Consider the following 10,670-nt stretch of genomic DNA (forward strand, 5'->3'; position numbering starts at 1 on the left):
GGCCTCTTTGGGGAGTATGGTTCACTATTACCATCGATCTTTACTCAGTAGGTTTCGCGCGAGTCGACCCAGCTATTTTATAATAAACAAAGCCTTCTTCATCTCTCAAAAAGCTTTTACTGTCTGCTCTGACGCACCAGCTGATCACATCAGGCTGATCTTTATTAACATCACAAGCCAAAATAAACTGCGCACTTTGAGCATTATTAAAGGCCTGTTTCCAACCCGTTTCAAGCTCATCGATGCCGCGCTGTAGCTCTGCTTGCTGCTGTCTCATTTCTGCAATCTCATCAAAGCTTGGCACATACCAAAAGATCAGGGCCACAAGGCTTATTATCACAGCTGCCATACAGGCGGCGGCCACTGCTGCTATCCTTTTAATACTCATGGACTCAATAGACTTGTAAATCTTATCCAAGTCTTTTTCAGCCTCCTCTTTTACTTCTCCAATCCGCTTTTTTGTAGCGGTCTCAAGCGCCTCAATATCGGTAATAATCTGCTTATGACCAGCTTGGTACTGATTGGTAAAGAGTGCGAGACTGTCCGCACTAGCGCCAAGCTTATCAGCCACCGCTTGCATGGTAATCACTTGCGCCTCTATGCTGGCGTTTTTAGCAGTGACGACCGCCTGTACAGCCGTATCAATCTGCTGTTTCATATCGGTGATGATACCCGCTATTTTGTCATCATAACGACGCGGCATTTCAGTGTCAGTAAAGGTGGTCACTGCCGCTTGAAGCTGCTTTAATACAAGTTCTTGATACTGACTCAATGCCTTCGAGGCACTGCTTGCGCTACCATCCAGCTTTTGAGTAACTGAAGTCATCTCATCTATCTTGGTATCGATACGGCTAAGAGAGTGATCAAGGCGCGTTGCCACTACATCGTCAGCTTGTCCAATCAGTGCTCGCAGAGCTTCGATCACAGGTTTGAGTCTGGTCACGAGATTAATAAGCTCGTCGTGAATGTCCTGCTCATTGCTATTGTCTTTATTCATGGGATGCTCATTATCATAATGCCGCCTAAAATGGACGTGGTGATGGGTAGCGGCGTGTTTGTGCTTGTTCATGCGCTTGGATAGCGCTCTTCGTTTTTTGCAAATGATCTGTCACGGTTTGCGTGAGCGTTGCCGCATCTATGGTGATAGCAGGAACGTGCTCAAAGCGCTCATTGATCTGGGTTAATACCTCGACCTTATCTTGATTGTCAGGCAAGCGCTCAAGCTGTTGCCACAGCGATGTTGCTGCCTTCTGCACCTGCGTTGCAATTTTTTTGGCATCGGTGTCTCGTAAACTCTTTTGTAGTGTCGTAAAGCTGTCAGCGCGTTTTAGAGTGGTGAATATAAATGCTTGTGCGGCAACCGCCTCAGCCGCGTTGATCACTTCGATCGGTGCATCAACGGCCTTAAAATCAAGGGCATCAACGCGGTCACGCACCCGTACCACTAAATTGTCAAATCGATCTCGATATGCTTTGGTCTCATTGATTCGCTGACGCTTAAGAGATGCCTGCTGCCGTCTCTGTTGTAAAGCTACTCGCCGCCTGGTTAAAGCCTCCTCTCGTGCGCGCTCAGCCTCTTCCTTAAGCTTTGCTTGCTCATGTGCTTTATTGAGCTGGTGGTGAAGCACCATCGTACGGTTGCGCCAGTCATCAAGCCGATCTGCGTTCAATTGAGTGGTCTTGGTACGGGTAATCTCATCGTATAGGTCATCATCTTGCACAATCACAGCTTCACTTTGATCCAGTAAGGCGATACGCTGCTCATAAAACGGCGACAGGCGCTGATAGGTTTTTTGACTGGTATTAATTTGCTGCTTTAACTGTTTGATGTCTTCATTATTTGTGGTCTTAAACGCTTTAACATCAGCGGTCAATGCCGTTAAACGAGTGTAAGCATCCGCGTCTACCTCTACTGCTTTTAACGTACTGAGCGCCTCACGCTCTTTTTCAAGGTATTTAAAGCGCTCAACATCCAGATCTGCAAATGCGGCAAACTTATGATAAGTGTCCATGTTATTGGTGACGTCTATCTCTTGTAGATCCGCAAACGCTTGATCCCACTGTAAGGATAAGTCGGATTTTTCAATATCAATCTCATCAAGTGCTTTAAAGCCAGTCGCCAGTTTATTCAGCTTTGCGGCAAATGGTTTTAGGGTGGCCTTTAACCCTTTGTAGTCAGCAACGACTTCATTATTAAGCGGGATCAGCTTTTTTAGCACCGCTTTATTGTTCAGCACCGTTTTATCAATCTGTGACAGCTGCTCTTCAAGACGGCTAACAGCGCGGCCTGTTTGTAGGGTATCATCTTGTCTAAACTGCTCAACCAACGCTAAAGCCTCATTTAGAGCCTCGCTTTTCTCTTTTGTGTTTATTTGCTTGGTAAGCTCAATCATTTTTTGGCGGGACGTGCTGTAATCCTGTCCCACCTCTTCGGTGAACCTCGGTGTGCTTTTAATATTTTTGTCAATAGTGATGGTCTGTTTAGACTGGTGTGCTAACTCTTCATGCAGCCTATCAATGGTTGAGAATAAGGCGCTGCGTACCATCTTTTTTTGCTGCTCAAAATCGTCTGAGATTGCTAAAAGCTCATCAAGTACGTGATCATTGGCCGCATCACTATGCGTCTGACTGTTACTTTTAGGGATAGCGGGTTCAAGTTCAGCGGCAGGATCTACAAAGCGGATATTACTGAGCTCAATTCGCGCAAAGGGTTTACGCTTTTTATAATGTATTGTGACGCCGTTAACCTCTTGTTCATTGCTTTCTAGGTCAATACGTCCCTTGTCGTCGTACTCAATTACTAAACCATTTTTTTCAATGTAAGCATTGATCTCATCAATCGTCTCGTTGTACTCGTGAATCACTGAACGATTGCCTTTGAGAATATCCTTATATAGTGATTTACCCAGTTTCATTTTTGGCAAACGATTGATGCCCAGCTCACGGTAGGATTTCTCACTAATGGTTTTATTCTTAGGCAGTAGCTCATTGGCCATATCCGCCCAAAGGGTGCGTTGATATTTAAGCTCATCGCCACGTCCGTTTAACCCCTTAGATAACCGCTCCTCCGTTGACCACTGCAACCAATTCTTGCGTGCTGATAAAGCATAACCCTCAACATCCGCTACTATCTCACGGCTTGAGAGTAAAATATGGGCATGAAAGTTACGACTGGTCAGCTCAACCACTTCAACCTCCCCCACATGTTTCTCGTGACTGTGGGGCCGATGAATGGCCACATCGACAAGCACGTTATAGCGATCAGATAAGGTTTGAGCGTAGCGCTCGGCCAGAACTATACGCTGATCAGCGGTGATTCCATCAGGAAACATCACATCAATCTCAGTACCCAATTGCGCGTTTTTACGAGTCTCAATGCGTTCGATATCATTCCAAAAACCCTCACGTGTCACTGCTAGATCCCCAGCAATAGTTGGCGTTATCAACGCCGTATGCATCACATTTTTCTCAATAACTTGCGTGTATTTAGTACCATCACTGTCCACTAAATTTAAGATTTTGTCTTTAGCTTTACTGGTGTAATCGTGGACGACTCCTGACTGCTCATCAACCAGTTTTGAGCCAGAATTATAAGCCGACTTTGCCACCACGCTATGATTTTTCGCCTTACTAACGGCGCTAACCGACAGATGAAACCCTTTATTATTCATAGCAAAAAAACCCAATATTGAGAGATGATTTTTTGGGGGTTGTAGGGGGTTCGCCCCCTGCCGAACGACGGAGTTTATGTAAAAAAATAGTACCCCTTGTGGGTCTTTTTTACATAAACTCCTAAGTTCGCTCTTAACAGAGGGTTAAAATACTACTGCGCCCACAAAAAAATGTGGCCTTGTGTATTTTACTACCTTGCATCCCTATGTCTACGCTGCTAGGATCAACTCTATCATAGTTGACTATAAAAGGATGAGGTAATGTCAATAATATCAGACGATTTATTCGCAGATAAGATGAAGCAATTGCAGGCTCTCAAAAAAGAAATCAATCAGGACAGGCTTGAGGCACATCAGGTGTTGGGAGAATGGTTGGCCAACGCATTAGACGATGATGAAAATCATGAGCTACAAGCCATATTTTTAGACGCACATGATAATGAAAGTTACGTTCGTTTAAAAAAACACCGTGAGTTTTTGAAAGCAATTGCCAATAAAATACAAAGTAAAGCTCAGGTAGCACCAAGCAGCTTTACGCCCCCTAAGGACAATCATGACAATGAGCACGGTTCATTGTTTGATGATGATTCATCAGCGCAGTAGCTTCTAGAAATTACCTAATTGACGGTACAGCTTGATCATCTGCTAATTAGCGAAAGATCAGGAGGCGATTATCGGCTGTTTTAAGCGTTTTAAAATGGTTTTAGCTACCATCATATCGAACAGAGCTTAAAATGCATATAAGAGGGGTTTTTGAGCGTTTTAGCAGTACTTTGAGAGATGTTTGCAGGGTTATCAACAATGGCTACTGAAAATGAAGGCAAACTATCTACAAAAAATGAGATTGATATTGAGAATGTGAAAACAGTGTTGTCCAGAATGATAGATGAAGATATTCAAAATATCTTTGACCGTGCTTTTGAAGATTTTCAAAGATCAAAGCTTGATCCAAACTATGAGAATAAAGATTGATACCGAGTAAATCGACCATAGTGTTTTGAGATACTGATCAGTTTTATAAGTGATTGGTCGCTCATATTATCATCTCAAATTCGTCGGTTCTTTGGCTTTTTTTCTTATTATTTAAACATAAATATATTTTTTACTTTTAAGTACTTTTAAAGACTTTTAGGTCGCTTGAAGCCCTTTATTTTAAAGGGCTGTAAACTTTAAAAAGCTACAATCAACTAGGTTAATGCTACAATCAGCTAGGTTAAAAGCTACAATCAGCTAGGTTAAAAGCTACAATCAGCAGGTATTATGCTACAATTGGATAGATTTGAGCATTAAGGCGTGGATATGACTAACCAAGTTGATGTATATGAGAAGAAATACCCCGCAAATTGGGTTGTTATGCAAAATCGTATTCTTCAAGCATTTTACGAAATGACACTTGATGAAAAGCGGTTACTGTTGCTCGCTAGCTCAGTAGTGCGTTTGATAGATGCCACTGAAAAAGACACTATAGAGATAACCGCGAAAGCATTTGCAGAGGCTTGCAACATTCAAGTGGATTCTGCTTATACTCAATTAAAAGATGCTAGTGAAACGATGATGAGGCGGTTTTTTAGTTATAGAAATGAACGCGGTAGCCGTGTCAATGTACAGTGGGTCATCAGGTCAATATATGAAGATGGCTATGTGTCTCTATGTTTTACAGATGAAGTATTACTGATGTTAAAGGTTTTTGATGAAAATAATCCATTCACTAAATACAAAAAAGAAGATGTACTTAAGCTAAAGGGTGAGTATTCAATAGATATATACCATCTGGCCAAAAAACATGAGGCAATGAGCTCGTGGACAATGTCACTTGAGGAAATTAGAGAGGAGCTGGCTCTTTCTAAATCTTACGAACGTATTAACAACCTAAAAAGTCGAGTCATAAACCCAAGCGTTGAAGAAATAACAGAAAAATCAGATGTTAAAATCACCTATGAAAACGTCAAACGTGGTCGCACCGTCACGGGACTAAAATTTAATGTCAAAGCGAAGCCTACCAAGAAAAAAAGTCTGGAGGACTTAAATCAGAATAATGAGGATAGAGATATCCCACCTCTAACCGTTAAACAAATTGATCGTTTTGCCCCTTTGTTGGCCAACTACGCACCGTTTGGCAGTTACGCACCATCAGGTAAAAGCACTCAAGAGGTTATTAGTTGGTTACACACTCAATTAAGAGATGAGGCTTTTTTAAAGACCCACAAAAAGCACTTACTGGCGATAGGCTATACGTTCCCTAAGCAGAAATCATAGCAAAGAAAAAAAGAGTAATTGAGCTAGCGTAGCCTATACAAATGGCTTATATTATATGTACATAAATAAGCCAAAAGTGATGTTATGACGACAACTAATTATAATATTAGGCTCGATCAAGAGCTAAAAGAAAATGCTTTTTCGGTATTTGAAAGCTATGGATTAACACCGTCTCAAGCGATCAAATTATTTTTGACCCAAGTGGCGCAAACCAATAAAGTGCCACTATCTTTTGAGTATCAGAAAGTAGCAGCTGTCAGTCAAGATGAATTGCCAATCTATAAAGAGCATACTGATTGAGAGAAAAGATGAGTATTAGATTTGAATGGGATGAACAAAAAAACATCACCAATCAGTGCAAACACCGTTTATCATTTGAGGCAGCTACCCGGGTTTTTCTAGACCTTTTATGCCTGCGTCAGCAAGACAGGTATGAAAATGGTGAGGAGCGGTGGCAGGCGCTGGGTACAGTAGACGGCATAGCAGTCTTATTAGTAGCCCATACGCAGACAGACATAGATGGTGGCGAGGTTATACGCATTATCTCTGCTAGGCGTGCCACAAAGAGTGAAAGGAGACAGTATGAACAAAGTTAGCTATCACATAGACGAGTTACCGCCACTAACCGCCAAGCAGCAAGCAGATTTAGAGCATTTAGCCACGCTTAGCGATGACGACATTGATCTATCCGACATTCCAGAAGCCACCGACTGGTCAGGTGCTATCCGTGGCAGTATCAGAACGCAAGCGTCCTCTACGGAACCCAGTGTCATCAGCCCAAGCATCCTTGCTAAGTTTAAGGATAGAGCCAAGCAAACAGGTGGTGACTATCAAGAAATGATCAATAATGCGCTAGAAGAGTACTTAACTGATCACTAGCCATAATTTAACGACCATAGCCTCAAGATTACTTGAGGTTTTTTTACATCTTGCATTGTAGTATGTTGTATGTTGTATTATACTATATACATATAATACAACATATCTACTCATACAAAGTTAAGGACAATTATCATGGCCATCACTATTCAGCAAATTCATGCTACTGCCGACCAATTGCAAGAACAAGGAATTAAGCCAACATTAGCTGAGGTGCGTAAGGCTTTGGGCGGTGGTTCATTCACAACCATCAGTGAGGCGATGAAGTCTTGGCGTCAGGATAATCAAGAAGAAGAGCAGCTAAGACAGGTTGAGCTGCCAAGTGGCATTGCTGAGCGCTTACAGTCGCTTGGTGCGGATATGTGGCAAACGGCTATTGATATCGCCAATGATCGGTTGGTGAAAGAGCGTGAAGCCCTAGAGAGCATTAAGACCAAGGCACAAGCTGAGACAGACGAGGCGCAAGAGGCGGTTAAGACCCTAGAGAGTGAGCAAGCTGATCTGTTAGGGCAGCTCGATGAGGTCACAGCAACCGCAGAGGCAGCCGCTATCACCGCAGCTCAAGTGACTGCTGAGCGTGACACGTTGTTACAGACGCTCAGTGATACTCAGCACGCGCTTGAGCTTGAGCAAGCTAAAACAGATGCAGCCCAAGCGCAACTTGCAGAGCTGCGCAGCAGCTTTGATCAGCAAGCAAAAGAGCTTAACGTCAACTTATCAAAAGTGGCCGCGCTTGAAGCCACTGCTCATAGCGATAAAGCAGAAATTTCACGTCTGCAAATAGAACTGATCGCGACTAAGGATGAGCTAAAGAAAGTCACCACTGAACGCAATGAGATAGCGACTGACACAGCAGAAGTCAAAGGGGAGTTAAAGGCCATAGTCGCTGAGCGTAACAAGCTATCAGGACTCAACGATCAGCTGACCCAAACACAGGCTAAGCTTGAAGCTGAGCATAGCGTACTGAATAAGCAGTATAGCGAGCTATCAAGCCATCACCTATCGGAGCAAGAACAAGTGACTCTGTTACAAGATCAACTTAAGAAAGCACAAGATGCTCTGATACTTATTCAAAACAAAGATAATACTTTGGATGCTGACTAAATAAAAGTATTCGAGGTTTCAGTTTAATTAGGATTTCAAGATAAAGAACAGTTATAAGTTTGGGAGGTAGTTTACCCAAGGCATAGATCTCGTTCTATTCACACTAAGCTTATGAATCAACCATGACAATATCGACTCACTGAATAAGTGACTGCTGTATAATAACTATTCTAAATTTTTCTCTGGACTCTTATAGTATATAGCCGAGTGGGCTATATACTACTTAAATTAGCCTAAGTGAATTTATGCTGATTTTGGAGCCTTGAGCAGATTTCAAGGAACACTCACCCTAAAGCGATTATGAGTAGATAAAATACTCACAAACACTTTAGTGCATTCCTTGAATTTGATGTGATTAGTCATGCCGACTTCATCGCCCATCGCGTCATCAAGACCGTATCACTGTATCAAGCTACGGTTGTTAAGATTACGGCTGATAGCACCGCCTAGACACGCTCTTAACCGCTACTGTGCTGTCATACGCTAGCAAGGGCCTAAACCCAATATACCGCTACGATATGCACGAGTAACCACTCATTGCGTTGCTCTGATCCTTTGTCTAGTCACCCCTGTAGGGAGCTCACCCTTATGTCAAACGCAGTCGTCACCGAGGCCTGCCACCCATTTGACGGGTAACAATTACAGAGAGAGCTGCACGAGGATGTAACGAGCGAATAAGTATACGGTAGGTATATTGATATTGAGCAGACTTTAAGATAAAATGCACTTATACGGGCATTTAATGCTGTTCAAATAACGCACTTCAGATGCTTATTTGTTCGTTACAGCGTGTTGACGCACACTGTAACCGTTAATTACATTAAAAACTAAATGCCTCTAGGAGTCAACTCCCAGAGGCATTTTTTTGTTTGTCATATAGATTAGGTTTTTAATATCTAGGGCATTTTTAAATTACTTAGGCTAAAGCAGAAAATAAACATAGAAGCCGTAGACCCGTTACTAAGAAGCGTCAAATCATCGCAAGTCTCTTAAAGGTTGACCATAGCTATTCTGAAATACAAATCGTGGCTAAGTACTCGCGTCAGTTGATTGCTGAGATGTCTCAAGAATTAAAGAACGTTTCTGGACATTAACTAACTACCTATCACTATGAAAAAGTGCCTAATTATAAATCAGGCACTTTTTGAGCTGTTATACCTTTGCTTAGTAATGATAACGGCACTGGACGATAATGATCGCATCATCTTGAATTTCATAAACCAGCCGATGCTCTTGATCAATTCGACGAGACCAGTAGCCTGCAAGGTCATGTTTGAGTGGTTCAGGTTTGCCAATACCCTTAAATGGGTCACGTTTGATGGCTTTAATCAGCTTACCGATCTGTTTGACTTTCTCTTTACTGGTTCTTTGCCAGTACTCATAGTCCTCCCACGCGTCTTCCGTCCAAGATAGTATCAAGCGTCTACCTCATCATCAAAAGTGAGTGGCATATCTTTGGCATCAATCTCACGTTCAATCAAGCGACCAGCTTTAGCATCAGCAATAGAGCGTCTGAGACGCTTGGCATTGGTAGGGCTGCTTAAAAGATGCAGTGTTTCCTCATACGAGTTAAACTCTTCTAAACTCATCAATACCGTCGGTTTAGCATTTTGTCTTGTAATTAATATCGGGCCTTTATCAGTGTCTACCTTATCGATATACTTTGCTAAGCTCTTTCTAAAATCAGTGTAGTTCACAACGTCCATAATAATTACTCCACGTTTAATTATGTTGGTTATATGACCTATCATTATAGGTTAAATGCTACACTAGTATATACTATATCTGTACTTATATCTGTACATACATTAGTAAGAAGCAAAGGGATAATTTGATATGTCTTCATGTATCTTTTTAAAACGTACATATGAAAGCTGACATATTGATCTTAGTTTAAATTTCTTGGCACGTTTGCCGCCTTATATTGTCGAAAGAAACAAATTTTACTTATATACTTATATACTCATATACTCATATACTCATATACTCATATACTCATACCATTTTGCAGAAAAGCAATTATGAATGCAATATAATGGTTATTATCAAGCCTTACTGCATTAAATCGATTTTTATATGGCGTTGTGATGCCTTTAAATAAAGATCAAAGGGCGTAGTTTTATTTTTTTATTGTCGTATTCTCTCAGGATGTTGAGTCTCCGACAATCTCAGGGCGGTTCAGCCTTTTAGGCTATTAGCATTGATACCGCCAGCCAGTCCTTGCGCAGCACTAGCAGCGTCTTTAGCGAGTGCTCTAGCTTTCAAAGCACCTGCAACCGCCGCCATGCCTTTCATGCGCGCGCTGTCAGTATTACCGCCAGCGTCAACGAGACTATCAATACTTTGGACACTGTCTTTGATGCTGTTTGATGGAGAAACTAACTAAGAGTAAGAAGTATGGCCTGTAGATTTGAGTTCTTTAATGGTCGTGAAATATGCGAGGCATAGGCTATTTTTCTTTAATGGTTAGCTTCGTGCCTCGTCCCTCGGCAAAAACAGATACAACTTGATATTTGAATGAAACGATAATTTAATATTTAACCCCAGTTCGGGATAAGCCACATTGTAACTCATTGATACTATTTACAATGTGTCTACCTGTCCCTGCTGAGGCATGTTTTTGATGGTGGGCTTATAGGGAAACCAGCAATAAGCAATCAAACCCGACAGCAAGTTTGTGCTAAACCCCGTCACACTACGATGGCGTGAGTGTTCGATTTGGCACAAGTTTTTAAGCTCTCCAAACACCGTTTCAACCAA

The 10,670-nt window shown here is 42.0% G+C and carries 12 protein-coding genes; 7 read left to right on the forward strand and 5 right to left on the reverse strand.

The window, feature by feature from the left end:
* Positions 1–40: 40 nt before the first annotated feature.
* Positions 41–997: a hypothetical protein gene (locus C8D84_RS12760; RefSeq protein ID WP_109592601.1), complete on the reverse strand. Its 957-nt coding sequence runs from the start codon at positions 995–997 to the stop codon at positions 41–43.
* 25 nt (positions 998–1,022) lie between these two features.
* Positions 1,023–3,671 carry a MobA/MobL family protein gene (locus tag C8D84_RS12765; RefSeq protein WP_109592603.1) on the reverse strand — a complete coding sequence of 883 codons (2,649 nt, stop codon included), beginning with the start codon at positions 3,669–3,671 and terminating at the stop codon, positions 1,023–1,025.
* Positions 3,672–3,932: 261 nt separating this feature from the next.
* Here C8D84_RS12765 and C8D84_RS12770 point away from each other — a divergent pair, with 261 nt between their 5' ends.
* The 7 genes from C8D84_RS12770 (at position 3,933) to C8D84_RS12795 (ending at position 7,910) form a co-directional block, all read left to right on the forward strand.
* The gene (locus C8D84_RS12770) at positions 3,933–4,274 is read left to right on the forward strand and encodes a hypothetical protein (RefSeq protein ID WP_109592605.1); all 342 of its coding nucleotides are present in this window, start codon (positions 3,933–3,935) and stop codon (positions 4,272–4,274) included.
* A gap of 198 nt (positions 4,275–4,472) precedes the next feature.
* Complete coding sequence (locus C8D84_RS13765; RefSeq protein WP_170108308.1) at positions 4,473–4,643, forward strand: hypothetical protein; 171 nt, start codon at positions 4,473–4,475, stop codon at positions 4,641–4,643.
* 327 nt (positions 4,644–4,970) lie between these two features.
* Complete coding sequence (locus C8D84_RS12775; RefSeq protein WP_109592607.1) at positions 4,971–5,927, forward strand: replication initiation protein; 957 nt, start codon at positions 4,971–4,973, stop codon at positions 5,925–5,927.
* A gap of 84 nt (positions 5,928–6,011) precedes the next feature.
* The gene (locus C8D84_RS12780; RefSeq protein WP_045448298.1) at positions 6,012–6,227 is read left to right on the forward strand and encodes a type II toxin-antitoxin system RelB/DinJ family antitoxin; all 216 of its coding nucleotides are present in this window, start codon (positions 6,012–6,014) and stop codon (positions 6,225–6,227) included.
* 8 nt (positions 6,228–6,235) lie between these two features.
* A complete protein-coding gene (locus tag C8D84_RS12785; RefSeq protein ID WP_109592611.1) occupies positions 6,236–6,523 on the forward strand; it encodes a BrnT family toxin in 288 nt (95 codons plus the stop codon).
* Positions 6,510–6,806, forward strand: a complete 297-nt coding sequence (locus tag C8D84_RS12790; protein ID WP_227522864.1) for a hypothetical protein — start codon at positions 6,510–6,512, stop codon at positions 6,804–6,806. The genes C8D84_RS12785 and C8D84_RS12790 overlap by 14 nt, the downstream gene beginning before the upstream one ends.
* A gap of 135 nt (positions 6,807–6,941) precedes the next feature.
* Entirely contained in the window at positions 6,942–7,910 is a 969-nt protein-coding gene (locus C8D84_RS12795) for a DNA-binding protein (RefSeq protein ID WP_109592609.1), read from the forward strand.
* Positions 7,911–9,074: 1,164 nt separating this feature from the next.
* Here the strand turns inward: C8D84_RS12795 and C8D84_RS12800 are convergent.
* The 3 genes from C8D84_RS12800 to C8D84_RS12810 form a co-directional block, all read right to left on the reverse strand.
* A complete protein-coding gene (locus C8D84_RS12800) occupies positions 9,075–9,329 on the reverse strand; it encodes a Txe/YoeB family addiction module toxin (RefSeq protein ID WP_087813577.1) in 255 nt (84 codons plus the stop codon).
* Positions 9,326–9,616, reverse strand: a complete 291-nt coding sequence (locus tag C8D84_RS12805) for a type II toxin-antitoxin system Phd/YefM family antitoxin (RefSeq protein ID WP_087813576.1) — start codon at positions 9,614–9,616, stop codon at positions 9,326–9,328. The genes C8D84_RS12800 and C8D84_RS12805 overlap by 4 nt, the downstream gene beginning before the upstream one ends.
* Before the next feature lie 877 nt (positions 9,617–10,493).
* On the reverse strand, positions 10,494–10,670 hold a 177-nt coding region (locus tag C8D84_RS12810), incomplete at its 5' end, for a transposase (RefSeq protein ID WP_146192897.1).

Source organism: Psychrobacter immobilis (genome assembly GCF_003148585.1).
GTDB classification, from domain to species: domain Bacteria; phylum Pseudomonadota; class Gammaproteobacteria; order Pseudomonadales; family Moraxellaceae; genus Psychrobacter; species Psychrobacter immobilis.